Annotated in this window: 24 protein-coding genes; 10 read left to right on the top strand and 14 right to left on the bottom strand. The window is 65.3% G+C overall.

All coding sequences use genetic code 11. From position 1 onward, the window contains the following. The first annotated feature begins 33 nt into the window (after nucleotides 1-33). Complete coding sequence (locus ACP92_RS25200; protein WP_013234416.1) at nucleotides 34-1,713, top strand: methyl-accepting chemotaxis protein; 1,680 nt, start codon at nucleotides 34-36, stop codon at nucleotides 1,711-1,713. Nucleotides 1,714-1,737: 24 nt separating this feature from the next. Here ACP92_RS25200 and ACP92_RS12150 read toward each other — a convergent pair whose 3' ends face one another. From ACP92_RS12150 to ACP92_RS12140, 3 genes are all read right to left on the bottom strand, one after another. Continuing rightward, entirely contained in the window at nucleotides 1,738-2,307 is a 570-nt protein-coding gene (locus tag ACP92_RS12150; protein ID WP_013234415.1) for a cytochrome b, read from the bottom strand. Nucleotides 2,308-2,405: 98 nt separating this feature from the next. Further along, nucleotides 2,406-3,725, bottom strand: coding sequence for a sensor histidine kinase (locus ACP92_RS12145; RefSeq protein ID WP_041311863.1), 1,320 nt, complete (start codon nucleotides 3,723-3,725; stop codon nucleotides 2,406-2,408). Then, nucleotides 3,722-4,384: a response regulator gene (locus tag ACP92_RS12140; protein ID WP_013234413.1), complete on the bottom strand. Its 663-nt coding sequence runs from the start codon at nucleotides 4,382-4,384 to the stop codon at nucleotides 3,722-3,724. The genes ACP92_RS12145 and ACP92_RS12140 overlap by 4 nt, the downstream gene beginning before the upstream one ends. Before the next feature lie 390 nt (nucleotides 4,385-4,774). Here ACP92_RS12140 and ACP92_RS12135 point away from each other — a divergent pair, with 390 nt between their 5' ends. From ACP92_RS12135 to ACP92_RS12125, 3 genes are all read left to right on the top strand, one after another. Beyond that, nucleotides 4,775-5,299: a sigma-70 family RNA polymerase sigma factor gene (locus tag ACP92_RS12135; RefSeq protein ID WP_013234411.1), complete on the top strand. Its 525-nt coding sequence runs from the start codon at nucleotides 4,775-4,777 to the stop codon at nucleotides 5,297-5,299. Nucleotides 5,300-5,322: 23 nt separating this feature from the next. Continuing rightward, on the top strand, nucleotides 5,323-6,351 hold the full coding sequence (locus ACP92_RS12130) for a FecR family protein (RefSeq protein WP_013234410.1): 1,029 nt from the start codon (nucleotides 5,323-5,325) through the stop codon (nucleotides 6,349-6,351). 90 nt (nucleotides 6,352-6,441) lie between these two features. Continuing rightward, nucleotides 6,442-6,651 carry a FecR/PupR family sigma factor regulator gene (locus tag ACP92_RS12125; protein ID WP_041310747.1) on the top strand — a complete coding sequence of 70 codons (210 nt, stop codon included), beginning with the start codon at nucleotides 6,442-6,444 and terminating at the stop codon, nucleotides 6,649-6,651. Here the strand turns inward: ACP92_RS12125 and ACP92_RS12120 are convergent. Beyond that, nucleotides 6,585-7,892, bottom strand: coding sequence for a PepSY-associated TM helix domain-containing protein (locus ACP92_RS12120; protein ID WP_013234409.1), 1,308 nt, complete (start codon nucleotides 7,890-7,892; stop codon nucleotides 6,585-6,587). The genes ACP92_RS12125 and ACP92_RS12120 overlap by 67 nt on opposite strands. A 280-nt stretch (nucleotides 7,893-8,172) precedes the next feature. On the opposite strand from ACP92_RS12120, the gene ACP92_RS12115 reads away from it, so the two are divergent. Continuing rightward, complete coding sequence (locus tag ACP92_RS12115) at nucleotides 8,173-8,490, top strand: hypothetical protein (protein ID WP_041310745.1); 318 nt, start codon at nucleotides 8,173-8,175, stop codon at nucleotides 8,488-8,490. Here ACP92_RS12115 and iolB read toward each other — a convergent pair. The 7 genes from iolB to ACP92_RS12080 all read right to left on the bottom strand — a co-directional run bounded on the left by iolB (nucleotide 8,487) and on the right by ACP92_RS12080 (nucleotide 17,213). Beyond that, entirely contained in the window at nucleotides 8,487-9,281 is a 795-nt protein-coding gene (gene iolB, locus ACP92_RS12110) for a 5-deoxy-glucuronate isomerase (protein ID WP_013234408.1), read from the bottom strand. The genes ACP92_RS12115 and iolB overlap by 4 nt on opposite strands. Beyond that, nucleotides 9,278-10,198, bottom strand: a complete 921-nt coding sequence (gene iolE, locus ACP92_RS12105) for a myo-inosose-2 dehydratase (RefSeq protein ID WP_013234407.1) — start codon at nucleotides 10,196-10,198, stop codon at nucleotides 9,278-9,280. The genes iolB and iolE overlap by 4 nt, the downstream gene beginning before the upstream one ends. Nucleotides 10,199-10,258: 60 nt before the next feature. Then, nucleotides 10,259-12,136, bottom strand: a complete 1,878-nt coding sequence (iolD, locus tag ACP92_RS12100) for a 3D-(3,5/4)-trihydroxycyclohexane-1,2-dione acylhydrolase (decyclizing) (protein ID WP_013234406.1) — start codon at nucleotides 12,134-12,136, stop codon at nucleotides 10,259-10,261. Continuing rightward, nucleotides 12,133-14,106 (bottom strand): bifunctional 5-dehydro-2-deoxygluconokinase/5-dehydro-2-deoxyphosphogluconate aldolase, encoded by a 1,974-nt coding sequence (locus tag ACP92_RS12095; protein WP_013234405.1) that lies wholly within the window; start codon nucleotides 14,104-14,106, stop codon nucleotides 12,133-12,135. The genes iolD and ACP92_RS12095 overlap by 4 nt, the downstream gene beginning before the upstream one ends. Nucleotides 14,107-14,116: 10 nt before the next feature. Next, nucleotides 14,117-14,908, bottom strand: coding sequence for an ATP-binding cassette domain-containing protein (locus tag ACP92_RS12090; protein ID WP_013234404.1), 792 nt, complete (start codon nucleotides 14,906-14,908; stop codon nucleotides 14,117-14,119). A 5-nt stretch (nucleotides 14,909-14,913) separates the two neighbouring features. Then, nucleotides 14,914-16,053 carry an ABC transporter permease gene (locus ACP92_RS12085; RefSeq protein WP_013234403.1) on the bottom strand — a complete coding sequence of 380 codons (1,140 nt, stop codon included), beginning with the start codon at nucleotides 16,051-16,053 and terminating at the stop codon, nucleotides 14,914-14,916. Between the two features lie 116 nt (nucleotides 16,054-16,169). Further along, nucleotides 16,170-17,213, bottom strand: a complete 1,044-nt coding sequence (locus ACP92_RS12080; protein ID WP_013234402.1) for a sugar ABC transporter substrate-binding protein — start codon at nucleotides 17,211-17,213, stop codon at nucleotides 16,170-16,172. 305 nt (nucleotides 17,214-17,518) lie between these two features. On the opposite strand from ACP92_RS12080, the gene ACP92_RS12075 reads away from it, so the two are divergent. Next, entirely contained in the window at nucleotides 17,519-18,364 is an 846-nt protein-coding gene (locus ACP92_RS12075; protein ID WP_013234401.1) for a MurR/RpiR family transcriptional regulator, read from the top strand. A gap of 54 nt (nucleotides 18,365-18,418) precedes the next feature. On the opposite strand, the gene ACP92_RS12070 is transcribed toward ACP92_RS12075, so the two are convergent. From ACP92_RS12070 to ACP92_RS12060, 3 genes are all read right to left on the bottom strand, one after another. Next, on the bottom strand, nucleotides 18,419-19,444 hold the full coding sequence (locus ACP92_RS12070) for a Gfo/Idh/MocA family oxidoreductase (RefSeq protein WP_013234400.1): 1,026 nt from the start codon (nucleotides 19,442-19,444) through the stop codon (nucleotides 18,419-18,421). Then, nucleotides 19,441-20,433 (bottom strand): inositol 2-dehydrogenase, encoded by a 993-nt coding sequence (gene iolG, locus ACP92_RS12065; RefSeq protein WP_013234399.1) that lies wholly within the window; start codon nucleotides 20,431-20,433, stop codon nucleotides 19,441-19,443. Before iolG ends, ACP92_RS12070 begins: the two co-directional genes overlap by 4 nt. Before the next feature lie 119 nt (nucleotides 20,434-20,552). Then, entirely contained in the window at nucleotides 20,553-21,137 is a 585-nt protein-coding gene (locus ACP92_RS12060; RefSeq protein WP_013234398.1) for a hypothetical protein, read from the bottom strand. 134 nt (nucleotides 21,138-21,271) lie between these two features. On the opposite strand from ACP92_RS12060, the gene ACP92_RS12055 reads away from it, so the two are divergent. The 4 genes from ACP92_RS12055 to ACP92_RS12040 all read left to right on the top strand — a co-directional run bounded on the left by ACP92_RS12055 (nucleotide 21,272) and on the right by ACP92_RS12040 (nucleotide 24,462). Then, nucleotides 21,272-21,832, top strand: a complete 561-nt coding sequence (locus ACP92_RS12055; protein WP_013234397.1) for an RNA polymerase sigma factor — start codon at nucleotides 21,272-21,274, stop codon at nucleotides 21,830-21,832. A 9-nt stretch (nucleotides 21,833-21,841) separates the two neighbouring features. Further along, complete coding sequence (locus ACP92_RS12050; RefSeq protein WP_013234396.1) at nucleotides 21,842-22,504, top strand: zf-HC2 domain-containing protein; 663 nt, start codon at nucleotides 21,842-21,844, stop codon at nucleotides 22,502-22,504. 47 nt (nucleotides 22,505-22,551) lie between these two features. Further along, nucleotides 22,552-23,757, top strand: coding sequence for a S8 family peptidase (locus ACP92_RS12045; protein WP_013234395.1), 1,206 nt, complete (start codon nucleotides 22,552-22,554; stop codon nucleotides 23,755-23,757). 99 nt (nucleotides 23,758-23,856) lie between these two features. Then, complete coding sequence (locus tag ACP92_RS12040) at nucleotides 23,857-24,462, top strand: TorF family putative porin (RefSeq protein WP_232284932.1); 606 nt, start codon at nucleotides 23,857-23,859, stop codon at nucleotides 24,460-24,462. Nucleotides 24,463-24,489: the final 27 nt, after the last annotated feature.

Genomic DNA, 24,489 nt, shown 5'->3' with positions numbered 1-24,489 from the left:
CTGTCTTCCAGGAATACGTCAAGGTGAAGTGGCATGTCGATATTGCATCGTTTTTCCGTGCGTCAGGCACTGCGGGGGTTGGTGGCGCTGGTGGCCGTTCTGGTGGTGATGTGGGGAACGGCGACGGTCTATGCCGAGCGCGCCCGGCAGGCGCTGGCCCAGGCGCAGGAGACGCGCTTTACCGCCCTGGCGCTGGCTGCGGAGTTCCGCCAGGGCGTCGACGATCTCGCCCAGCTGGCGCGCAGCTATGTGGTCAGCGGTGAACCCCGCCTGCTGGAGCAGCACCAGGCGGTGCTGGACATCCGCGACGGCCAGCGCGCCCGGCCCCAGCAGTATGGGCGGGTCTACTGGGACCTGGTCGGCGCCGATGGCCAGCCACCCCGGCCAGACAGCACGGTTGCGGTTTCCCTGCGCAAGCTCATGGAGCAGGCCGGCTACAGCCCGGCTGAACTGGCCCGGCTGGACGAGGCCTGGCTCATGTCCGACGCCCTGGCCAGCACAGAGCGCCGGGCCATGCAAGAGATGCAGGGGGATGCCGGCGCGCGCGGGCCGGCGCAGCAGATGCTCCATGGCGACGGCTACCAGTTGCACAGGACTTCGATCCTGCAGGCCTTTGACGACATGGTCGGCCTGCTGGAACAGCGCACGGCCCGTGAAGTCGCGCTGGCGCAGCTGCTGGCGCAGCGCCTGGCCTGGCTCAGTACGCTCCTGGCCGTGGCGGTGGTGGTGATCCTGGCGGTGAGCCTGCGGCTGCTCTACCGCGGCAGCGCTGGTCCGCTCGCACAGGCCACCAGCATGCTGGCGCAACTGGCGCGGGGCGATCTGAGCGACAGCGCCCCGGTGCGCGCCCGCGGGCAGGTCGCGGCCCTGCTGGATGCGCTGCAACGCCTGCGCAAGGCCATCGTGCGCCTGGTCAAGGGGGTGCATGCGGGCGCGGCGGCGATCCAGAACGCCGCCGGCGACATGGCCGCCGGCACCGAGCACGTCGTTGCGCGCACCGAGGAACAGGCGCAGGCGCTGCTGCAGGCCGCCGCATCGATGCAGCAATTGGCCGGCACCGTACAGCAGCACACCGCCCACACCCATCAAGCCAGCCGGCTGGCCAGGCGGGCCTGCGAGGTGGTGCGGCGCAGTGCGGCAGAGGTGGAGCAGGTGGCCTCGGCGATGGCGGCCATCAAGGCCTCATCGGCCCGTATCACCGACCTGGGCGGCCTGATCGACAGCATCGCTGTACAAAGCAAGCTGCTGGGCGCGAGCGCCTCCCTGGCAGGCTGCGGCAGTGGCGTGGGTGGACGCACACTGAGCAGCGTGGCGCAAGACGTCAGCGCCCTGGCCCAGCGCACGGCAAGCGCCGCCGCCGAGTTCAAGAGTCTTACCGAAACCGCCTTGCAGCAGATCCAGAACGGCAGCCGCAAGGCCGTGCAGGCCGAGGGCGCCATGCGCGAAGCGGTCTATAGCGTGGAGCGGGTCAGCCAGTTGATCGGCCAGATCGCCGAGGTCAACCTGGAGCAGACCTCGGGCATCGACCAGGTCGTGCAGGTGCTCAGGCAGGTGCAGTTGCTGACCCAGCAGAACGGCCTGTTGCTGCAGCAGACGACTTCGGCCGCGCGCGCCCTGAACGAGCAGACCGAGCAACTGACCCAGGCCGCCGCCGAATTCAGGCTGGAAGCCGGCTATGAAGACGGCTGCATGGTCATCGACATGCCGGCCTGAGGCATTCGAGCGCTGGCGTCGGTCCTAATTCTGGCGTGGCCCGCGCAGCGACATGCGCTGCAGGATGGGCATGCGGTCGAAGAACTGGTGCCACAGCGCGCCCAGCACGTGCAGGCCGACCAGGAAGTAGACGGCATTGCCCATGAACTCGTGGAATTCCTTGATCGGTCCGCGCAGGGCCATGTCCTTGGCCAGGATCACCGGCAGGGTCATGCCGAAGAAGACCACGTCGCGCCCGCCGGCCTGGGTGAACAGGATGCCGGTGACCGGCAGGCCGATCATGACGGCATACAGCAGCAGGTGGACCGCCGCTGCGCCCCAGCGCTGCACGCGCGGCAGCGCCAGTTCCGGCGGCACGCCGAAGGCCTTGCGCGCCAGCAGGCGCAGCACCACCAGGATCAGCACCAGCTGGCCCGCATGCATATGCACCGTGCGCAGCAGATCGCGCAGCGGATCGCCCTTGGGAATGTCGTCACGGTATTCGATGGTGGCCAGCGCCACGACGAAGAGCAGGAAGATCACCCAGTGCAGGATCACCGACAAGGGATGGTAGCGGCTGGGTGGGAAAGTAGAGGAGGTTGCGGAGGGATTCATTGTGCTTTACCTGAGTTGGTCATCGGTGCCGACATGGTAAGCGCAAAAACTTAGTGCAGGCTTAGCGTTGATCAAGAAAGCGGGACGTAGGCGCCGCCTCAGGCCCCTGGAATGAGCAGGCGCACGCGCAGGCCCGACTGCTGCGCCGGGTCGGCGGCTTCCAGGCGCAGCGTGACGCCCAGCCGCCTGGCAATGCTCTGCACGATGGCCAGTCCCAGTCCGGAACCCTGGCCGGAGGGATCGATCCGGTAAAACGGTTGGAACACCCGTTCACGCTCGCTGGCGGCGATGCCGGGACCGGTATCGCAGATCTCCAGCGCGACCCATTGCGCATGGCGCTCCATGCGCAGGCTGACAGCGCCGCCCGCGGGCGTGTAGGCAATGGCGTTGTCGATCAGGTTGCGCAACAGCTGGGCCAGCTCCTGGGGCTGGGTCAGCACGCAGGCGTCGCGCTCGCCGTCCAGGCCGAGGTCGATCTGCTTGCATTGGGCCAAGGGCAGCAGCTCTTCGATCACTTCGCGCAGCACCTGGTGCAGGCTGCACGGCTGCAGGGCCGCGCCAGCGGGCGTCTGCGCCCGGGCCAGCGCCAGCAGTTGCGTCACCAGCTGGCGGGCGCGCTGCAGGCCCGTTTCCAGCCGCGTCAGCCGTTCGCGCGCGGTCTCGGACATGGGCGCCCGGCCCAGGCGTTCGGCCTGCAGGGACAGGGCGGTCAGGGGCGTGCGCAGTTCGTGGGCGGCATCGGCCACAAAGCGGCGCTGGGCGGCCATGCCCGCCTCGACCCGGGCCAGGAGGCCATTGATGGCGGCCACGAAGGCCTGCACCTCGCGCGGCAGCAGGCGCTCGGCGATGGGCTGGAGGTCATCTTCGCCGCGGCTGTCGATCTCCTGGCGCAGCGCCTGCAAGGGCGCGAACAGGCGCTTGATGATGCGTTGCACGGCCAGCAACAGCAAGGGGGCCAGCACCACGAAGGGCCACAGGGCGCGCCAGGCGCTGCGCTGGGCGATGTGCTGGCGCAGGTCGGTTTCCTGGGCCAGCGCCAGGCGCTTGCCGTTGGGCAGGGCTTGGACGTAGACGCGGAAATACTCATGGTGCAGCAGCAGGGTATGGAAGCCTTCGGCGAGGTCGGCCGGCAAGGGCAGCGGCGCTGCGTCTGCCGGCGGGTCACCCGGGTCCGGCAGCCACTGCACGGTCACGCGCGAGTCGTGCTCATCGCCGGCTGCGGCCATGCCAGCGCCTTCCAGTGAGAGCGCCGCACCGCTGTGCTTGAGCAGCGCGCCCACCTGCATGAGTAGATCGTCCTGGCTGCGGATGGAATCGCGATAGGCGGTGACGAAACCGAAGCCGCCCGCGCCCAGGGCCACCACCAGGATGGCAGCGGTCAAGGCCAGCGACAGCTGGGCCTGCAGGGAACGCTTCATGACGCCCGCTGGACCAGCCATCCCATGCCCCTGACGTTCTTGATGGCTTCCTTGTCCAGTTTCCGGCGCAGCGAATGGATCAGGAATTCGACCGCATTGCTTTCGACTTCCTCGCCCCAGCCATAGAGTTTTTCTTCCAGTTCGGCGCGCGAGAGGATGGCGCCAGGACGGCCCATGAGCGCACACAGCAAGGCGAACTCACGTGCCGACAAGAGCACCGCGGGACCCTCGCGCCAGCAGGCGGTCTTGGCGGCCAGGTCGAGCGTGATCTGGCCATTGGAGAGCTGGTCGCTGGCCGCGCCCGAGCGGCGTCGCAGCACGGCGCGCAGGCGCGCCAGCAATTCACCGATGGCAAAGGGTTTGAGCAGATAGTCATCGGCGCCGGCGTCGAGCCCGCCGATGCGGTCCTGGATACCGTCGCGGGCAGTGATGACCAGGACCGGCAGCAGGGAATGGGTGCGCAACTGGCGTAGCACCGCCAGGCCATCGGCGCCGGGCAGGCCCAGGTCCAGCAACAGCGCGTCGTATTGCTGCTGCGCCAGCGCCAGCAGGGCGGCGTCGCCAGCACGGACCCAGTCGGCCGCGTAGCCGTTGTCCTTCAAGGCGCAACGGACTTCTTCGCCGATCATGGCGTCATCTTCGACCAACAGTATTCTCATTGTCGCGCCTTGCCAGGCAGCTTGTGCCGATGGCGCTAGAGTCTAAGGCAAAACGGTGCAAGACAGAAGGAAAGCGCTGCAGGAAGGGCAGAGGCGGGCCGGGCGGAAATGCAGACGAGTCCCCCCCGAGCTGCCGGCCATGCGCTGTGCTGGCCAGTCTTCCCCCCTCCAGGGTGACTCATCTACGGCGCTGATTCTATCCGGGGATGATGCAAATGAAACTAGTCCATTTGGACTGTTGTGCCGCCTGGCAACAGCAGTACTGGCGCCAAACCAGAGGCGGCTGGTGATGCGCGGGCCTGTAGGCTCAAGATTGTGACGGTTGTCAAAAGTCACTTGGAGTCATAAAATGAGAATTATTATTATTTGAGACTTCTCTTCCACGCCGCCATGCCAGTGCCGCACACCGTCCATGCCCAGCGCTTCCATACGCTCTACAGCGAGCACCATGGCTGGCTGCAGCAATGGCTGCGACGACGCGTGGGCAGCAGTTTCGACGCCGCCGACCTGGCCCAGGACACCTTCCTGCGCGTGCTGGGCAAGCCGGGCGCGCTGGATGGAGTGCGCGAGCCGCGCGCCTGGCTCAGCCGCATTGCCCATGGCCTGGTGGTGGACAAGCTGCGCCGGGAAGAGGTCGAGCGCACCTGCCTGGAAGCCATTGCCCATCTGCCCGAGCCGGAAGTGGTCTCGCCGGAAGCGCGGCTGATCCTGGTGGAGGCCTTGTGCATGATCGACGCCCTGCTCGAAGGACTGGGTGAACGCGCTCGCCAGGCTTTCCTGCTCTCGCGGCTGGACGAGATGAGCTATCCGGAAATCGCCCGTCACCTGGGCGTATCGCTGAGCAGCGTGGAAAAATACATGGCCGCGGCGATCCGCCATTGCTACCTGATGCGGCAGTCCCTGCAGGCGGCCTGATCGCCGTCGCCATCGCCCGTCTCATGCCCTCCAACCCTATTCCCCTCCAGGATCCCGTACTGGACCAGGCCATTGCCTGGCTGGTGAAACTGCGCGCCTTTCCCGGCGACGCCGCCGTCGCCCCTGAGCTGCAAGCCGGCATCGCCGCCTGGCGTGCGGCCGATCCCCGCCATGAACAGGTCTGGTCGGAACTGATGGCCTCCGAAGAACAATTCCAGCGGCTGGTGGCCTTGCCGGTGCCGGCCTCCCAATGGCACGGTCCCCTCAAGCGCCTGAACCAGCGGCGCCAGCACAGCCAGTCGCGGCGTCGCTGGATGGGCAATGCCATGCTCGGCCTGGGCGCGATTGCGTTGGGAGCGGTGGCGGCCCGCCAGGCGGGACTGTTCGAGGCGCTGGACGGCGCCTCCTACGCTACCCGCACGGGCGACCAGCGCCAGCTGCGCCTGGGCGATGGCACCGCCCTGGCGCTCAATACCAGTTCGTCGGTCCAGCTGCGCTTTGATGACACGCGCCGGCTGCTGCTGTTGCGTCAAGGCGAGATCTTCATCGATACCGGCGCTGACGCCCAGTGGCCGCATCACCGTCCGTTCTGGGTGCAAACCGCCCACGCCCGCCTGCAGGCGCTGGGCACCCGTTTCGACGTGCGCCAGCACGGCGACGGCACGCAGTTGACCGTCCTCGAGGGCCGGGTGGCGGTCCATGTGGCGGGCGTTGATCCGCTGGTAGCCCAGCCCGGCGAGATCGTCGACATCCATCCCGATGGCAGGCTGGTGCGGCGCGCCGCGCGCGCGTCCGCCATGGACCCCACGGCCTGGCTGGAGCAAAGCCTGGTGGTGCGGCAGATGCGGCTGGCCGATGTGGTGGCGCAGTTGGCGCGCTATCGCAGCGGCTGGCTGCAATGCGATCCGGCGGTGGCTGACTGGCAGGTGTCGGGCGTGTTCCAGCTGCAAGACACCGATGTGGCGCTGGAGGCCTTGGCCCAGGCCTTGCCGCTGACCATCGAACGACGCACGCGCTTCTGGGTGCGGGTGGCCGCAGCCGGTAAACGATAAGCGCTCGCCATGCCCGCGACGGATGGGCTATGATGCGCTCTCGCATCCCGCCCTTGTCCTTCTGTTATCGCTGCGCGCCCGTCCTTGTCCATGTCTTCGTCTTCCGATTCTCCCTCACCCTGGGACAGCGCCGTGACCTGGGTGCTGCGCGAGCACGAGCAGACCCTGCTGGCGCCGGCCGACCAGCAGGCGCTGGAACAGTGGCTGGCGGCCGATCCGGCGCATCGCGCCGCCTATCGCGAGGCGACGTCGCTGTGGCTGGCGCTGGGTTTCCTGCCGTCGCCCGGCGAGCGCAGCTGAAGCCTGCGCGCGGCGCGCTTCTTCCACCACACCACCACCCCCGTCACCGTCAACAGGCTCACCGCGCCACCCACCAGGACCAGCAGGATGCGCCAGGGCAGGCCGAACACATGCCCCATGTGCAGCGCGCCTAGCCAGTTGCTGAAGGTATTGCCGTCGCGATCGCCCACCGGCAGCCAGTGGCCGAGGATCTTGCCGGTGCGCGCATCGATGCGCAGGCCCGTATTGCCGACATCGGCGCGCAGATCGGCATTGCTGTGGACCAGGTAGATGTAGACGCCACGCCGTCGGTCGAAATCAAGCTTCTCTTCGAAATCGATCACCAGTCCGCGCTGCCGGGCAAAGCCGTCCATGGTCCGGCGCGCCAGCGCATGCGCCTCGGGCCAGGACTGGGGTGGGCCGGACAGCGCTTGCGGCAGGGGCGGGCCAGGTCGCCAGCTGGTATCGAAGCTCAGGATTCGGGACATCACCGGCAGGTAGATCTGGTCGCGCAGGTTCAGCATCACGCTGGACCAGGCAAAGAGCAGCAACATGACCCAGCACCAGAGGCCGAAGGCGCGGTGCAGGTCCAGGTTGACGCGATAGAAGCCCGCTCGCCACTTGATCAGCCACGCCGGCTTCCACTTGACCAGGAAGGGACGCGCACGCGGCCAGGTGAGGATCATGCCGACGAAGCAATCCAGCGTCCACAGCAGTCCCACCGTCCCCAGCAGCAGCGCGCCCGGGGCGCGCGGCAAGGCCAGCGAGTGATGCAGCTTGAAGAGGAAAGGCATCAGATCGGCGGGCTTGAGGCTGATCTTGTCGCGGTCGCGTACACCCTGGACCACACCGGTATAGGGATTGACCAGGATTTCGTCATAGCCCAGCCGGTAGGGCTTGCCCGTGGCCGGATCGGTGGCGGGATCGGCCTGGAAGCTGACCGTGCGTCCCGGCCGGGCATGCAGGACCAACTGGCTGATATGGACCTGCGGCCCCATTGCCTGCGCCACCTTTTCGCGCAGCAGGTAGGGGTCCATCATGGCCTGCGCCGATTGTCCCGGCGCGGGCTGGGCCAGTTGCAGCTGCGGGGCCAGCCAGGCATCCAGTTCATCGTCGAACACCAGCAGGCTCCCGGTCAGGCTGGTCACGATCAGGAAGAAGGCCATGCCTAGCCCGGTCCAGCGGTGCAGCAAGACCAGGACATGGCGGCTGGGCGCATGGCGGACCAGCCAGTCCCGCAGGCTGCGCAGAGGGCTTGTCATGGGAGACTCAGCGCGTCCAGGCCAGCGGATGGCGCGGTGTGCAGACGCGGGAAGGGGGTGGATTGCAGGTTCTTGCCGTCATGGTCGAGATCGGATGGCCCAGGGAAGAAACGCCGGAGGCCCGGCGTGCGCGGGATGGCCCGTTCTTGATAGACGAATGGGAGGGGCTTTTGTTTAGTGGCGATCCTGCAATTGTCTGGATTGCCATCAGGAAACGCCTGATGGCGACAGCACGGCGTTCCTCCTATCTTCTCCTTTACAAGAAAACGGAGGAGACAGCATGTGTACCAACGCCATGCGCATCGCCAGGCGTCATCTGGCGATCATCGTGCAGCTGGCCGACATGGCCGAGCGGGGTGAACCCGTGGACGAACTGGTGCGCGCCACCGTCCGCAACTGCCTGCTGGCCATGCAGAGCACAGGAACGGACGCGGCCGAAGCGGCCGAGATCCTCGAACACCTGCTACAGCAGGAACTGTCCCATCTGGAAGACGGCCACGAACAGGCGCGCAAGCTGCTCGACGCCGCGCACTGGCACGCCGAATACCTCACCGTCGCCCGCGCTAGCGACAAGGCCGGGCAAGCCCGCCGGCCCTAGCGCTTGAGCATCCATTCGTGCGCCGGGTCATTGCGGAAATGCCAGCTCCTGGTCGGCCCGGCCATCACGTTGAGGTAGTAGCTCTCATAGCCATGCGGCACCACCACCGGGTGATAGCCGCGCGGCACCATCACCACGTCATGATTCTCGACCGCCATGGATTCGTCCAGGCTGCGGTCATCCACGTACACCCGCTGGAAGGCAAAGCCCTGTGCCGGATTGAGCCGGTGGTAATAGGTTTCTTCGAGGAAGCTCTCCTGGGGCAGGTTGTCGGTATCGTGCTTGTGCGGCGGATAGCTGGACGAATGCCCGCCCGGCGTGCGCACCTCGACCACCAGCAGGTGATCGGCGGCGGCGGTCTGCGGCAGGATATCGCTGACGTAACGCGTATTGCTGCCTTCACCCCGCACCGATTGCGTCACCGCCTCCGGGCCGATCAGGCGCGGCGGCAGCTCCCCGAAACCCGGTGCGCTGCACAGGGCCACTTCGGCGTCGCTGTCGGCGGTGAGGGTGAGCCTGTGATGATGGGGCACATAGACCGAAGCGGCCGGGACGTCATCGAAGACGCTGCGGCGCTGGCCGATTTCACGCCACTGGCTGGAACCGGCCTGAACGCTCACCACCCCGGCCAGGATCACCACACAGTATTCGCGGTCGCCGGTATCGAGCGCGAGCTGCTCGCCGCGCGCCAGTCGATGGGCGCTGAAGCCGACGTAGCGCCAGCCGGCCGATTGCGGCGTGACCTGGACGATATCGCGGCCACTGCGCTGGGCTTTGACGAGCAGGCTCATGCGGCCTCCTGCAGGCTGCCGTTCTCGATGGCCGCCACCAGCGTCGACAGGTGGCGATAGCCCATCTGCGCGTAGCGATAGCTGGGCGCGACCGCCGGGTCTTGCTCCGCTTCCACGACCAGCCAGCCACTGTATCCACGTCGATACAGCAATTGCAGCAGCGGCGCGAAATCGATGGCGCCGTCACCCGGCACCGTGAACGCGCCATTGATGACCGCCTGCAGGAAGCTCCAGTCGCGGTTGCGCGCCAGCTTCACCACGGCCGGCCGCACGTCCTTGCAATGCACATGGCAGACACGGTCGAGGTGGCGCTGCAGCACCGCCAGCGGATCGCCGCCGGCAAAGGCGATATGCCCGCTATCGAAGAGCAGGCCGACTTCCTCGCCCGTGAGGGCCATCAGCTTGTCGAGATCCTCCGGGGTCTCGACATAGGCCCCCATGTGATGGTGGTAGGCCAGCCGCACCCCGCGCTGGAGCAGATGGCGGGCGAACTGGTCGAGGCGCTGCGCATAGCCCTGCCAGGCCGCTTCGCTGCCAAAGCGCGGGCGCTGGTACAGCGGCGTGGGCGCGCCCTGGATGGAATCGGCCACCTCGCCATAGACCATGACCTGCGCGCCATTGGCCGCCAGCAGGTTCAGGTGCGCTTCCACAGCGACGATTTCCTCTTCCACCGAGCGCGTGGCCAGCTGGCCGGAATACCAGCCCGAGACGCATTCCAGCTGATACTTGCCCAGCACAGCGCGCAAGGCCTCGGGCTGGCGCGGAAACTTGTTGCCCAGCTCGAAGCCGCGATAGCCGATCTCCGCGCCCTCCGAGAGCGCCTGTTCCAGGGGCGTTTCCCCGCCCAGCGAGGGCAGGTCGTCATTCATCCAGGAGATGGGATTGATGCCGATCTTGACGTTGAAGGGTGTAGCCACGATGTCCTCTCTGCGCACGATGCGCACGATGCGCACGAATGCGAATGCTGTTGCTGATATTCAGACCGATTGCGCCTGGCGCGCCTGCTCGTACTGGCTGCGCGCCTGTTGCACCTGGCTGCGCGGCGACACCTCCGGCACCGCCACTTCCCACCAGCAGCCGCCATCGTCGGTGGTGCGGCTGGCATCGGTGTCGATGCAGACCAGGTAGCTGCGATCGGCGGCGCGTGCCCGTTGCAGGGCCGCTTCCAGTTCGGTGATGGTCTTGACGTTCTCGCCCAGCGCCCCGAGGGAGCGCGCATGCGCCGCGAAATCGATGGCCGGCGCGCCCGGCCCGGCCTGCAGGCAATCGGCCAGCATGTTGTTGAAGGGTGCGCCACCGCAGGCCTGTTGCAGCCGGTTGATGCAGCCATAGCCGCGATTGTCCAGCACCACCACGATGAGCTTGGCGCCCAGCATGACCGAGGTGGCCAGCTCCGAATTCATCATCAGGTAACTGCCATCGCCGACGATGACGATCACTTCCCGCTGCGGCTGCGCCAGCTTCACCCCCAGGCCGCCGGCCACTTCATAGCCCATGCAGGAATAGCCGTATTCGACGTGGTAAGCGCCTGGACGGCCCGCCCGCCAGAGCTTGTGCAGTTCGGCCGGCAAAGTGCCGGCGGCGCAGACGACGATGTCCTGGCTGGGCGAATCCGCTACCGAGCGCTGGATTGCGCCAATGACCTCGCCGTCATAGGGCAGCCGTCCCCCGGTATCGGTCTGGCCGGTGATCTGCGCTACGCGCTCGCGCCAGTCCTGCGCCAGCGTGTGGGCGCGCGCATGCCATTCGGGCGCGCTGCGCCAACCCTCCAGGGCGTGTGACAAGGCTTCCAGCCCCAGGCCGGCGTCGGCCTGCAGGGCGAGCCCGCGCCATTTGTGCGCATCCATGGCGTTGACGTTGAGGTTGAGCAAGCGGGCCTGGGCAAACAGGGTATGCGAACCCGTCGTGAAATCCTGCAGCCGGGTGCCCACGGCGATGACCACATCGGCCTCTTGCGCCAGCGCATTGGCCGCTGGCGATCCGGTCACGCCGATCGCGCCCATCTGCAAGGCGTGCGACCAGGGCAGGGCGCTCTTGCCAGCCTGGGTCTCGGCCACCGGCACACCGTGCTGTTCGGCGAAGCGCCGTAAGTGCTCGCAGGCATTGCCGTAGAGCACACCGCCGCCGGCAATGAGCAGCGGCTGGCGCGCCTGGCGCAGCAGGGCCACCGCGTCTTCCAGCTCCTGCGCGGCGGGCGCTTGCGCCCGGGGGACGATCACCCGCGGCGAGAAGAAGTCCAGCGGGTAGTCGTAGGCCATGGTCTGCACATCCTGCGGCAGCGCCAGCGTCACCGGCCCGCACTGGGCCGGATCGGTCAGCACCTGGATGGCGCGTGGCAAGGCGGTCAGCAATTGCTCCGGATAGCAGATGCGGTCGAACATCCGCGACAGCGGACGGAAGGCGTCATTGACCGACAGGCCCGGATCGTTGAAGTCTTCCAGCTGTTGCAGCACCGGGTCGGGCCGGCGCGAGACGAACACATCGCCCGGCAACAGCAGCACCGGCAAGCGGTTCACATGGGCCAGCGCAGCCGCGGTGAGCAGATTGGTCGCGCCCGGTCCGATGGAGGTGGTGACGGCCATCATGCGCTGGCGCAGATGCGCCTTGGCATAGGCGATGGCGCTATGGGCCATGGCCTGTTCATTGTGGGCGCGATAGGTGGGTAGGGTGGCGCGATACTGGTACAACGCCTCGCCCATGCCGGCCACGTTGCCATGGCCGAAGATGGAAAAGACGCCGCCAAACAGCGGCAGCACGCCTTGCGGAGTCTGGATGCGCAGAGCATCCAGGTAACGCACCAGGGCCTGGGCCATGGTCAGGCGCAACGTCGGACGGACATTCACTTGGGCGTTCATGCTGCCTCCCTGGCGGGCGTCACGCGGCTGGCGCGCCACAGGCCGATCAGTTCCTCGAAGGTCGTCCGCACCTGGGCAATCAGGGTGGCGTCATCGATGCGACCTTGCAGCCACGCTCGGCTCGATTCGTGGAAGATGGTGCGGCCCACCATGAAGCCGCGACAGGTCTTGCTGTGGCGCGAAGCGGCAAAGCCGGCCGCCAGTTCGCTCACCGGCGCCGCCAGTCCCAGCAGGACCACGCCACGGCAATAGGGGTCCCGTTCGGCAATGAGGGCGTCGATGGCCTCCCATTGGCGGGCCGACATCGATTCCAGCTTCCACCATTCGGGATAGATGTCCAGGTTGTAGAGCCGCTTGAGGGCGCGCAGCACCGTGTCTTCTTCCTGCGGCAAGGTCTTGGAAGGAATGATCTCCAGCAGCAGCTCGTGGCCGCTGCGCTGCACGGCCTGGTAGAGCGCGCGGATCTGGGCTTCCTGCTCCAGGCGCTTTTCGACCTGTTCATCCGGGTGGAATTGCACCAGGCACTTGACCACCTGTTCTTGCGGCCAGGTCTGCAGATGGGTGCCGATGGAGCGGCCAAAGTCGAATTCCAGCGGATTGGACAAGGGCAGCTCCACCGCCCGTCCCACCCACCAGCCGCGCCCGGTGGCGGCATTGAGGGCGTCCTGTCCGTAGCGGTCGTCGATGAGCACGCCGGTCTTGCCTTGCAGGCCCAGCTTGGCCTCGGTCTGCGCCACCGCCTCGACCAGCAGGCGCTTCAAGGCCGGCAGCTTATCCTGGCTCACCCCGGCTTCCACTGCCAGTTCGAAGAACTGGTTGCGGTGATCGAAGGCGAAGACATTGACCTCATCCCAATGACGCCGCCGGCTCACCACCCGGTGCAGGCGCTGCAGGTGGGCGTCGCGGTCGGGCCGTTGCAGGCGGTGGGCGTGCTGCAGGAAGTAATCCAGTTCGATCGGGCCAGGCATGGCCGGCGCGCAGGCGTGGCGCGAGACCACCAGCGCGCCACAGGCGTTGGCGTAGCGGCAGCAGTGCTCATCGTCTTCCTCATTGAGCCAGCCCTTGAGGAAGCCCGAGATGAAGGCGTCGCCCGCGCCCAGCACATTGAGCACCTCGACCTGCACGCCACGGTAGTGGAAGCCGTCGTCCAGCCGCTCCGGAATCGCGCCGTGCAACACCACGCACCCCAGCGGCCCGCGCTTGACCACCAGCGTGGCCGCGCACAGGGCGCGTACGGCGCGCAGCGCCGCCATGATGTCGGTGCTGCCGCCGGCGATCATGAATTCTTCCTCGGTGCCGACCACCAGGTCGAACTGCGGGAGGATGCCTTGCAGGTGTTGCGTGACGCCGTCGCTGGCGATGAAACGGGTTTCACCGTCGCCCTTGCTGGTCAGTCCCCACAGCACGGGCCGGTAGTCGATGTCGAGCACGGTGCGGACATTGTGGCGGCGCGCATATTGCAGCGCCAGGCTGCTGCTGCGATGCACCTGCGGCGTGGAAAAATGGGTGCCGGTGATCAGCAGGGCCTTGCTGCTGGCGATGAAGGCTTCATCGATGTCTTCCGGGGCCAGCGCCATGTCGGCGCAGTTGTCGCGGTAGAAGATGAGGGGAAAGCTGTCCTTGTCCTTCAGGCCCAGCATGACCAGGGCCGTCAGCCGTTGCGGGTCCACCGTCACATGGCTGACGTCGCAGCCTTCGGCGGCCAGTTCGGCCTTGAGGAACTGGCCATTGGCCTCGTCCCCGATGCGCGCCAGCATGGCCGATTTCAGCCCCAGGCGGGCGCAGCCGAAGGCGATATTGGCCGAGGAGCCGCCCAGGTACTTGGCAAAGCTGCTGACATCGGACAGCGGCGCGCCCACCTGCTGGGCGTACAGATCCACGGCCAGGCGACCGATGCAGATCAGGTCGAGGCGGCGGTCGGCGGCAAAGCGCCGTGGGGTGGAAGTGGAGGGTGTGTGAGTAGCTTGCATGCGTTTTTCCTTAAACCTGAATGCCTTCCAGTTGCCCCATCAGCGTCTGCATCTCGGCGCCGCCTGCCATCATGTCCAGCACTTCTTCCTTGGAAATGCGGTCCTTGGCGAAACTGCCCAGCGACTTGCCGCGATTGAGCAGGGTGAAGGTGTCGCCGATGGGATAGGCGTGATGCACGTTGTGGGTGATGAAGATGACCGAGATGCCGCGCTCGCGCGCCCGGTGGATCAGCTTGAGCACATTGAAGGATTGCTTCACGCCCAGCGCCGCCGTGGGCTCGTCCAGGATCAGCACGCGTGCGCCGAAGTGGATGGCGCGGGCAATGGCCAGACACTGCTTCTCGCCGCCGGACATGGTGCCGATGGGATGATGCGCATCGCGCACCATGATGCCCATCTCGGCCAGCTTTTCCTTGGCGGTGCGGGCGGCCAGCTCCATGTCCATGACGGTGACGCCGAAGAGCTTGCGCACCGGCTCGCGCCCCAGGAAGAAATTGCGCGCCACCGACAGCAGCGGCACCAGCGCCAGGTCCTGGTAGACGGTGGCCACGCCGACGTCCAGCGCTTCCTTGGGCGACTCGAAGCGCACCGGCTTGCCGTCGACCAGGTATTGCCCGCTGGAAGCCTGATGCACGCCCGCCAGCAGCTTGATGAGCGTGGACTTACCCGCGCCATTGTCGCCCAGCAGGCAATGCACCTCGCCGCGGCGCAAGCGCAGGCTCACGTTCTGCAAGGCGATCACCGGGCCAAAGAATTTGCTGACCTGGTCCAGTTCGAGGATGATTTCATCTGACCGTAACATGCCGCTCATTTGGCCTCCGTGATGCGACGACGCACAAAGTTGTTGAACAGCACCGCCACCAGCAGCATCACGCCCAGGAACACGCGGAACCAGTCCGAGCTGAGATTGGTGTAGGTGATGCCGATCTGCACCACCCCAAAGATCAGCGCCCCGAAGCAGGCGCCGATGACCGATCCGTAGCCGCCGGTGAGCAGCGCGCCACCGATGACGGCAGCGATGATGGCTTCGAATTCCTTTTGCAGGCCACGGTCGGCGGCGGCCGACCCGAAGTCGCCCACTTGCAGCACCGCAAACAGGCAGGCGCAGAAGGCCGTGAAGACGAACAGGCCGATCTTCACCTTGCGCACCGGCACGCCCATGTTCTTGGCCGCGACCGCATCGCCGCCGACGGCAAAGATCCAGTTGCCCAGGCGGGTGCGCGCCAGCACGAAGCTGGCCGCCAGCGCCACCACGGCCCACCACAGGATCACCTTGGGAATGCCGGTCACCAGTGGCGTGCCATCTGCCACGGTGGCGATCCAGCCATGCCGGGCCAGCCAGCTGAACAGGCCCGCGCCGACGTTGCCGCTGAAGAGCAGTTGGCCCAGCCAGTCGTGGGCGGCGCGCTCGCCCACGCCGCTGACGATGGTGCGGTTGGCAAAGAGGATGGACAGCGCCAGCGTGAGCCCGCGCAGGATGAACAGGAAGGCCAGCGTGACGATGAAGGAGGGCAGGCGGGTCTTCATCACCAGGTAGCCATTGAGCCAGCCCAGCCCCATGGAGGCAGCGAAGGCGAACAGCACCGCCAGCCAGAAGGGCCAGCCGAAATAGACCGTGGGGATGGCCACCATCATGCCGGCCAGGCCGATCATCGAGCCGATGGAAAGGTCGAATTCGCCGCCTATCATCAGCAGGCAGGCCGCCACGGCGATGATGCCGAGGTAGGCCGCCACCTGCATCCAGTTGACCACGCCATCCAGGTTGAACATGCCGGAGTCGCCGGCGGTGAGGCCAAACACCAGGAACACCAGGATGACCCCGGCCAGGGAGGCGAACTCGGGGCGCCCCAGCAGGCGCGAGACGAGGTTTTCCCGGCGCATGCGCTCGTCGCTGTCGGCGTGCGGGCCGGGCAGGCTGCTCTGGGCAACCATGTCACTTGTATTCATTGCAGTTTCCGTTCGAGGGTGGAAGCGGCCCGCGCGCGCCGGTCACAGGATCAGGCAGCAGGACCCAGCGGCAGGGCGGGCTTGCCAGGGGCCGGCAGCGCCGGCCGCCTGGGCGATCAGCGGTACTGGCCGGCGTATTTCAGGACCTTGTCCAGGTTGTCGCGGGTGATGTAGCCCGGACCGGAACTGATGTGACGCGGCCCATAGATCGGCGCCAGGCCATACTCGGCCAGGCGGGCCTGGAACTTGGCGTTGCCCTTGAGCTTGTCCTGCAGCACGGCCACGTCATTGGTCTTGAGCTGGCGCGACAGGGCCAGGATGGCCACCGGGATATAGCCTTGCAGATAGGGTTGCTGGTCGATGGCGAATTGCACCGAACCATCCTTGATGCCATTGGCGATTTCTTCGGAGAGATCGAAGGTGGCAAACCAGATCTTGGACTTCAGTCCCATCTTCTGCAGGGCGCGCAGGCTGGGCACGGCCGAGTCCGGTCCCAGCGCCAGCACGGCCTGGGTGCCGGGGTTGTTGCGCAGGTAGGCGCTGACCTTGCTTTCCACGGCATTGGGATCGATGCCGGTATCGAGGGTGGACTTCTTGTAGTCTGCCCCGATGGCTTCGGCAAAGCCGCGGCAGCGTTCGAAGGAAGAGGGATTGGTGGCGTAGTGGTTCACGCACAGGAAGGACTTGATGCCAGCGGCCTTGGCCTTCTGGCCTGCGCCATAGCCGGCGTCGTACTCGGGCTGGCCCACGTGCATCAGCGCGCCCAGCTGTTCGCTCTGCTGCTGGGTGCCGGAATTGATGGTGATGACGGGAATGTTCTTGGCCACCACCATCTCGATGGGTTTCTTGAGCACGCTGAAGTCGGCAATGCTGACCACCACGCCGTTATAGTTGCGCGCCGCCGCCTGTTCCACCAGCCGCGCCATGTCGGCCAGGTCGCCGTTGGACGGATTGCGGTAATCCACGCTGACATCGAAATCCTCGCCGGCCTGCTTGATGGCGTTCTTGATGGTGTTCCACCAGGAATCGGAATCGGGGGCGTGGCTGATCAGTACGAAACGTTCGTTGGCAGCCACGCTGGGGGAGGGGGTGGCAGCCGCCAGGAGGGCCATGGCCGAGAAAGCCGCCAGCAGTCCCTTGCGTCCAAGTCTTTGCATCATGTTTGTCTCCGTTATTGTTCTTGCCGTGGGCCGCTTTCTGGTGAGCGTCGTCTTCTCTTTTTTATCGGTGCCGGAAAGTACGACACGGGAAGCGGTAACTAACGATAGAACAGCACGGATCAATGCGCAATAATTTTTTCGATTTATTTTTCAAATAGAATTTTTATTTCAAATGGACGGCGCGGGTGACGCCCAATGCTCTTATAATCGGGCCATCGTCCAGTCCCTGACTGGACCCTGACGATCAATTCCCATAAGAAAGAGGCGCAGTGGATACCCCAACGACTCCAACTGTCGATGAACTGATGCTGCAGGTGGCGGCGCAATATCACTCCCTGTCGCGCCAGCTCAAGGTGATTGCCACCTACGTGGAGCAGCACAAGACCAGCCTGATGCTGGAACGCATCAGCGACATCGCCGAGCAATGCCAGGTGCAGCCTTCGGCCATCGTGCGCTTTGCCAAGCATTTCGGTTTCTCGGGCTTCAGCGAGATGCAGGCGGTGTTCCGCGAGGCCTACACGGCGCAGGCCATTCCCTCGCGCAACTATCAGCGCCGCATCCGCAACCTGATCCAGAGCAAGCCCACGCGCGTCACCAGCGGGGCGCTGGCGCACGAATTCATCCAGTCCAGCCGGGCCGGGCTGGATGAATTGCTGGCCGGTTTCGACGAAGAGCAGTTCGAGGCCGCAGTCAAGCTCTTGCTCAAGGCCGAGAACATCTACGTGATCGGGGTGCGCCGTTCCTTCCCCATCGCCAACCACCTGGCCTATGCCTTGCAGCACACCAACAAGCGCGTACACCTGATCTCGGGCGCCGGCGGCATGTTCCGCGAAGAGGTACGCAGCATCGACAAGCACGACGTGCTCATCGCCATCAGCTTCACACCCTATGGGCAAGAGACCCAGGCCTGCGTGCGCCTGGCCCATCATCGCCAGGCGCGCACCCTGGTCATCACCGACAGCCAGTTGAGTCCGCTGGCGCGGCATGCCTCGGTATTGCTGAAGGTCAAGGAGAGCAGCGCCTTTTCATTCCGCTCGCTGACCAATGCCATGTGCCTGTCGCAGGCGCTGTTCATTGCGCTGGCCTATCGGATGGAACTGGATGTGGAAGAGGCCGACCCCATCGACGGCTACGACGACGCCAGCGATTGAGCGCAGCGGACCTGGCCAGCGCTGGGCTGGCCGGTCTGCCCCGTGTCTGCCTGCCTACAATTGCACCGGTTGCTGTTCCAGCAGCGATTGGCGCATGGCTGCCGCAATGCGGGTCGCTTCGATGGCGTCCTGTAGCGTCAGCGCCAGCGGGGTGTCGTAGCGCACGGCATCGACAAAATGCCGCACCTCGGCCACGAAGGCCTCGGCAAAGCGCTCGATGAAACTGGGCGTGCATTCATTGCGCAGCCCATGGGCGTCGGCGATGGTGAGGCGATTCAGGGAGGGATTGGCGCCCACGCTGAGCCGGCCGCGCGTGCCGACGATCTCGGTCATGGTTTCATGCCCATGGGCCATGGTGCGCGAGGCATAGAAGGTCGCCAGGCGGCCTTGTGCGAATTCGCAGATGGCCACGCCATTGTCGATATCCTGGAAGGCTTCCAGCTCATGATGGACGGCGCGCACGCCGCTGGCCATCACCCGCACCGGCTGGTCCGCACCGAGCAGCCAGCGCGCCAGGTCGATGTCATGCACCGAGCAATCCAGGAACAGCCCGCCGCTGCTGGCCGCAAAGCGGACAAAGAAACCGTCCGGGTCCAGTGCATCAGCGGTCTGCGAATAGACCATGAAGGGCGCGCCGATCAAGCCCTCGCTGATCTTGCGATGGGCGTCCTGATAGCTGGCGTCAAAGCGGCGCACGAAACCTATCATCACTTTCAGCTGCGGATGGCGCGCCGCCTCGGCAGCCACGCGCTGGCATTCTTCCAGGTCCAGTGACAGCGGCTTTTCGCAGAAGACATGCTTGCCGGCGCGCAGCGCCGCGATGATCTGTTCGCCATGCAAGGCCGTCGGCGTGACCAGGAACACCGCGTCCAGGCCAGGGTGACGCAGCAAGGCCTGGTAATCCTCGTAGCGCTCGGCGCTGGGCAGATGCTGCTGCGCCCAGTCGCGTTCCTGGGCCAGTGGACTGCAGACGGCGCATAGCGTTGCGCCCGGCGTATTGAAGGCGATGTTCTCGGCATGGCGCCGGCCCATGCGGCCCAGGCCGACCAAGCCGACCTGTAGCGAGGCGGGCGCGCTCATGCCGACAGGCTGACGATGCGTCGTTCGCGCCAGGACGTGGCGGCCGCCTCGGCCAGCTGCAGCGCCTTGACGCCGTCCTCGATGCTGGTGCGCACCGGTGCGCCGCTCTGCATGGCCTGGAAGAAATGGGCCATCTCGCGCGCATAGGCGGCGCGATAGCGCTCCAGGAAGAAGTGTTCCGGCAGGTCGCTGCCGACCTGGCTGGCCGTGGCCGCCACCACTTCGGTGGGCCGGTGGTTGCCGGCCTGCAGCATGCCCTTGCTGCCCAGCACTTCGAAGCGCTGGTCATAGCCATAGGCGGCGCGGCGGCTGGTATTGATCTGGCACAGGCGGCCACTGCGGGTGGTCAGCGTGACGGCGGTGGAATCGACATCGCCGGCGGTGGCGATGGCCGGATCGGTCAGGCAGCTACCGGTGGCGAAGACGCTCACGGCTTCATCGGCGAGGATCCAGCGGAAGATGTCGAAGTCGTGGATCAGCATGTCCTTGAAGATGCCGCCCGAGCTGGCGATATAGGACAGGGGCGGCGCGCCGGGATCGCGGCTGGTGACCAGCAGCATCTCGGGATCGCCGATCTCGCCCGCTTCCAGGCGGCGGCTCAGGGATTCGAAGGTGGGATCGAAGCGGCGCTGGAAGCCGATCATGCAGGTCACGCCTGCGGCGCGCACCGCCTCGGCGCAGGCTTGTGCACGCTGCAGGTCGAGATCGACCGGTTTTTCGCAGAAGATGGCCTTGCCAGCGGCCGCCGCCCGCAGGATCAGGTCGGCATGGGTGTCGGTGCTGGAGGCGATGACCACCGCCGCCACGCTGCTGTCATCGAGCACCTGTTCGACCCGCCCGACCTGGGCGCCATGGCGCTGCGCCAGCTCGGCGGCGCTCTCGGCATGCACGTCACAGACATACTTGAGCCTCACACCGGCTTGCGCCGCGATATTGGCTGCATGAATCTTGCCGATGCGTCCGGCGCCGAAAATTGCCACGTCGATCATTGATGTCTCCAAGGGAAATAGCGCCGAGGGGGGCGGTCGTTTTTTTGGAAACTATATTCCTTTTCGTTTTTAAATGGAATATTTATTTCGAATTGATCGGCATCAGCACCACCATATCATCACAATATCGCCGCCTGCGCCTTCTGCAGCCCGCGCGGCCTGAGCAGGCGAGGGCGCACGATCAGCACCGCGACCATCCAGGCCAAGGCGATGGCCAGCGCATACAGCGCAATGAATCCGCCGAAGCCGAGGTGGGGAGAAAGCGCCTTGGCAATGCCCAGAAACGCCGCATAGCCCCAGCTGACCGCACTGACCACGCCGATCGACAAGGTCAGGGAGCCCAGCAGCGCAGTCCGCTGGCCGCCATCGGCCAGCCTTGGCAATACATAGAGATGCACGCCCACGCCATTGATGCTGAGGATCGTCACCACCAGCAGCTTGGCCAGCAACTTGCCGTTCTGGGCGATGAGATGAGGATCGAATCCGGTATCGATGCCAATGACCGTCAGGCCGGTGGCCCATAATGCCAGCAGGGACAGCAGGACAACCGTTGCCAGCCTGTCAATCATTCTCGCCAGGGCAGGGCTGCCTTGCCGGTTGAAGGCCAGGAAATCCACCATGACAATGGAGACTGCGGCTGCGATCATGGCAATGATGTGCAGATAGATCATGGTGATGCGGGTGACGTCCAGGAAGAGTTTCATGTTGGGCTCAAAAGAAAGGTTCTTGGCGCGTAAATACCGGGCGGGGCTGGAATGGTTCGAAGCGCCCGAAAAAAATAAGATGAACCTTTTGCCGCGAAGTCGGCATCAACGGCATATCCATAAGAAATACTGAAATGCACGGCCCTTCAGCAAATTCCATCGAGCAAGAAGACATCGACCTGATCGAACGCATCGCCCAAGGGGACCGGGGGGCGTTCGAGCGTCTCTACCGGAGCTATTTTCCGCGGTTGGCGCAGTTCCTCAGGCGGCTGGTCTGGGATGGTCCCCTCAGCGAGGAAATCATCAATGACACCATGTTCGTCGTCTGGACCAAGGCCCAGACCTATAACGGGCAATCCAAGGTCTCGACCTGGATCTTTGCCATCGCCTACAAGCAGGGGCTGAAGGCCTTGTCCAGGGTGGACACGCCAGTGGAGATGGATATGGAGACCATGGTGTCCGACGAACTGGTGGAGCCGGAGCACCAGTTGAGCGAAACGCAGCTGCGCCGTCATATCGGCGGCGCGCTGGAGCGCTTGTCGTTTGAACACAGGACCGTGATGACCTTGACCTATTTTCACGGCATGAGCTACGAGGAGATCGCCGACACCATGGGCTGTTCGATCAATACCGTAAAAACCAGAATGTTCTATGCGCGGCAGAAGCTCAAGGTCTTCCTGTCGGCGTACGCATAGGGAGATGTCATGACAGAGATTGAAATCCATTCCCACGACGAGATCCAGCGGCTGTTGCCGTGGTTCGTCAATGGCACCCTGGACGAAGCGATGCAGCAGGCCGTGCGCGCGCACCTGCAGTCCTGCCCCTCATGCCACGCAGCCTACGAGTGGGCCAGCCGGGAGCGCGCCGCGATCTACCTGGAGCAGCTTCCCGTGCCCGACGTCGAGGCCAGCCTGGCCAGGATGCGCGAGCGCATCGCCCCCAGCAAGGCCACCCAGGCCAGCCCGGTTGGCAATCAGCACGGGCCCAAGAAGGGCGCTTCGGTCTTCAGCAGAATCCTCGCCTTGTATGGCGGCAAGCCCTGGGTGCCGGTGGCCTTCGCCATCCAGGCGGCGCTGATCGTGGCGCTGGGCATGGGTGTGTTCATGCAATCGGAGGTCAAGCAATACGTGGCGCTGGGCAATGCCGACATCGGCAAGCTGAAGATCGCCCTGGTGTTCAAGCCCGACACGACGGTGCAGAGGATGCAAGAGATCCTGCGCGCCACCAACGCCAACATCGTGGCCGGACCAACGGTGACCTTCGCCTACGTGGTCGAAGTGCCGGCCAGCGAGGAGGCCGGCGCGCTGCGGCATTTCAGGCTGGCGCCGGAGGTGTCGCTGGTGCAGAGCCTGGGGCAGGAGAAGTGAGATTGACGCTGCAATTGACATGGGGAGGGCAACCGCGATGGCGATGGATGCTGGCGCTGTGGATCGGCATGCTCTGCACGGTCGCCGTCCAGGCGCAAGGGCAAGGCAGGCCAGACAGCAGCGCCGAGGCCCGGCAGATCCTGGTGATGCTGCATCTGCCGGCTGCGCATTTCCGGCCGGACGCCAGCTATGGCGGCGGCTACCGCAACGATAACGCCGGCCACTCCCGGCTCACGATTGCGCAGGAGGTCGCCGACCAGTACCGGCTGACGCTGGTATCGCGATGGCCCATGCCCACGCTGGGGGTGGATTGCTTTGTGATGACCGTCCCGCCCGACCGGGACCTGGAAGACACGGTCAAGCTCGTGTCGGCCGACAGCCGCGTCGAATGGGCGCAGGAAATCCAGTCCTTTGTCACGCTGGGTGAGGCGGACCCGCTCTATCCGATACAGCCAAGCGCCACGTTCTGGCATCTGGACCGTCTCCATACGGTCGCTACCGGCAAGGGCGTACGCATTGCCGTCATCGATAGCGGTGTCGAGGAGGATCATCCCGATCTGCTGGGCCAGGTCACGGCGCGGGAAAACTTCGTGACCCAACAGGCTTACGCGGCCGAGTCGCACGGCACTGCGGTGGCGGGCATCATCGTCGCCCTGCGCGACAACAAGCTCGGCATCACAGGCATTGCGCCAGACGCCAAGATCATGGCGCTGCGGGCCTGCTGGCAAGAGGGCGGCAAGAGCCTGTGCAACAGCTTTACCATCGGACAGGCGCTCAACTTCGCCATCCTCAATGGCGCCAAGATCGTCAACATGAGCTTTGCCGGTCCCCGCGACCAGTTGATCAAGCGCCTCATCGAAGCGGCCCAGCAGCGCGGCATGCTGATCGTGGCGGCCACCACCGCGGATGATGCCGATGGCGGTTTTCCGGCGTCCATGCCGGGCGTGCTGGCGGTGGCCGACAAGATCCAGTCCGCGCGACCCGCTTCCATCCTCTATGCGCCTGGCCAGGGCATCCCCACGACCACGCCGCATCACGCCTGGAGCCTGGTCTCCGGCAGCTCCTTCTCGGCAGCCCATGTGTCGGGCCTGGCCGCCTTGCTGGTGCAACTGCGGCCCGGGAACAATGCGGAACAGATCAGGAAATCGGTGGTGACCAGAAGCGCTTATATCTCGGGAGCGGGAAGCGGTAATATCGACGTCTGTGTCACATTCCGGAAGCTGGTGGAGAAATGTATCTGCGAATGCCAATAGGGGCGGTCGGCGGTCAGCGGTCGGGGGCCTATGTCGTTGCCTAGGCTCGGTGGCCTCGCCCTTGTCCTGATAATGGGCAGCCTGGACGCCTCTGCGCAAATGAGCAAGAGCGTGGGCTGGTCATCGGACTATTGGTATCGCGGGATTTCGCTCTCCGCCGGGCAGCCCGTCTTTCAGGGCACGCTCAACTACGATTTTCGCGATGGCTGGTATGCCGGCGCATCGGGCTCCAGCGCCCGCAATGCCAAGGGCGCGGGCGTCGCCCAGGCGGTGCTCTTCGGCGGCGTGAGCAAGCGCCTGGATGCGGCCACCAGCCTTGATCTGGGCGCGCACGTCACGAGCCTGGTCGATGCTCCTTCGCTGGCGTTCACCGAAATCTATGCGGGCGTCATCAGGCAAAGCTATTCCTTGCGTCTGTATTACTCCCCGCGCTATCTGGGCGAAAAGAAACAGACCACCTATATCGATTTCAATACCGCGTATTCCCTCTCTTCGTCGTGGTACCTGATGCTGCACCTTGGCTGGCTGGAAGCCATGTCGGTGGAGCGTACACACTTTTCCAACCGCTATGACGCCCGCCTAGGGATGGGCGCCTATGTCGGGTTCTGGAATTACCAGTTGTCCTTCAACAAGGTCCGGTCCTCGGAGCCCTTGACGGTGGATGCGGCCAATCGCTGGGTGCTCAATGTCAGCTATTCGTTTTGAAAGAGTTGGGCAGGCCGAGCTCTTCCT

This window comes from Herbaspirillum seropedicae, assembly GCF_001040945.1.
GTDB classification, from domain to species: Bacteria; Pseudomonadota; Gammaproteobacteria; order Burkholderiales; family Burkholderiaceae_D; genus Herbaspirillum; species Herbaspirillum seropedicae.
Note: the sequence above shows the minus strand (reverse complement) of the source record. Positions and strands in the feature narration are given on the sequence as shown.

Coding starts and splice junctions, on each gene's coding strand:
- ACP92_RS12150 (WP_013234415.1), bottom strand. CDS start 2,307: ATGAATCCCTCCGCAACCTCCTCTACTTTCCCACCCAGCCGCTACCAT.
- ACP92_RS12135 (WP_013234411.1), top strand. CDS start 4,775: ATGCCAGTGCCGCACACCGTCCATGCCCAGCGCTTCCATACGCTCTAC.
- ACP92_RS12095 (WP_013234405.1), bottom strand. CDS start 14,106: ATGCAAGCTACTCACACACCCTCCACTTCCACCCCACGGCGCTTTGCC.
- iolB (WP_013234408.1), bottom strand. CDS start 9,281: ATGAGCCTGCTCGTCAAAGCCCAGCGCAGTGGCCGCGATATCGTCCAG.
- ACP92_RS12080 (WP_013234402.1), bottom strand. CDS start 17,213: ATGATGCAAAGACTTGGACGCAAGGGACTGCTGGCGGCTTTCTCGGCC.
- ACP92_RS12085 (WP_013234403.1), bottom strand. CDS start 16,053: ATGAATACAAGTGACATGGTTGCCCAGAGCAGCCTGCCCGGCCCGCAC.
- ACP92_RS12075 (WP_013234401.1), top strand. CDS start 17,519: ATGCTGCAGGTGGCGGCGCAATATCACTCCCTGTCGCGCCAGCTCAAG.
- ACP92_RS12045 (WP_013234395.1), top strand. CDS start 22,552: ATGCTGGCGCTGTGGATCGGCATGCTCTGCACGGTCGCCGTCCAGGCG.
- ACP92_RS12070 (WP_013234400.1), bottom strand. CDS start 19,444: ATGAGCGCGCCCGCCTCGCTACAGGTCGGCTTGGTCGGCCTGGGCCGC.
- ACP92_RS12090 (WP_013234404.1), bottom strand. CDS start 14,908: ATGTTACGGTCAGATGAAATCATCCTCGAACTGGACCAGGTCAGCAAA.
- ACP92_RS12050 (WP_013234396.1), top strand. CDS start 21,842: ATGACAGAGATTGAAATCCATTCCCACGACGAGATCCAGCGGCTGTTG.
- ACP92_RS12055 (WP_013234397.1), top strand. CDS start 21,272: ATGCACGGCCCTTCAGCAAATTCCATCGAGCAAGAAGACATCGACCTG.
- ACP92_RS12130 (WP_013234410.1), top strand. CDS start 5,323: ATGCCCTCCAACCCTATTCCCCTCCAGGATCCCGTACTGGACCAGGCC.
- ACP92_RS12115 (WP_041310745.1), top strand. CDS start 8,173: ATGTGTACCAACGCCATGCGCATCGCCAGGCGTCATCTGGCGATCATC.
- iolD (WP_013234406.1), bottom strand. CDS start 12,136: ATGAACGCCCAAGTGAATGTCCGTCCGACGTTGCGCCTGACCATGGCC.
- ACP92_RS12060 (WP_013234398.1), bottom strand. CDS start 21,137: ATGAAACTCTTCCTGGACGTCACCCGCATCACCATGATCTATCTGCAC.
- ACP92_RS12145 (WP_041311863.1), bottom strand. CDS start 3,725: ATGAAGCGTTCCCTGCAGGCCCAGCTGTCGCTGGCCTTGACCGCTGCC.
- ACP92_RS12140 (WP_013234413.1), bottom strand. CDS start 4,384: ATGAGAATACTGTTGGTCGAAGATGACGCCATGATCGGCGAAGAAGTC.
- ACP92_RS25200 (WP_013234416.1), top strand. CDS start 34: ATGTCGATATTGCATCGTTTTTCCGTGCGTCAGGCACTGCGGGGGTTG.
- iolG (WP_013234399.1), bottom strand. CDS start 20,433: ATGATCGACGTGGCAATTTTCGGCGCCGGACGCATCGGCAAGATTCAT.
- ACP92_RS12040 (WP_232284932.1), top strand. CDS start 23,857: ATGAGCAAGAGCGTGGGCTGGTCATCGGACTATTGGTATCGCGGGATT.
- ACP92_RS12125 (WP_041310747.1), top strand. CDS start 6,442: ATGTCTTCGTCTTCCGATTCTCCCTCACCCTGGGACAGCGCCGTGACC.
- ACP92_RS12120 (WP_013234409.1), bottom strand. CDS start 7,892: ATGACAAGCCCTCTGCGCAGCCTGCGGGACTGGCTGGTCCGCCATGCG.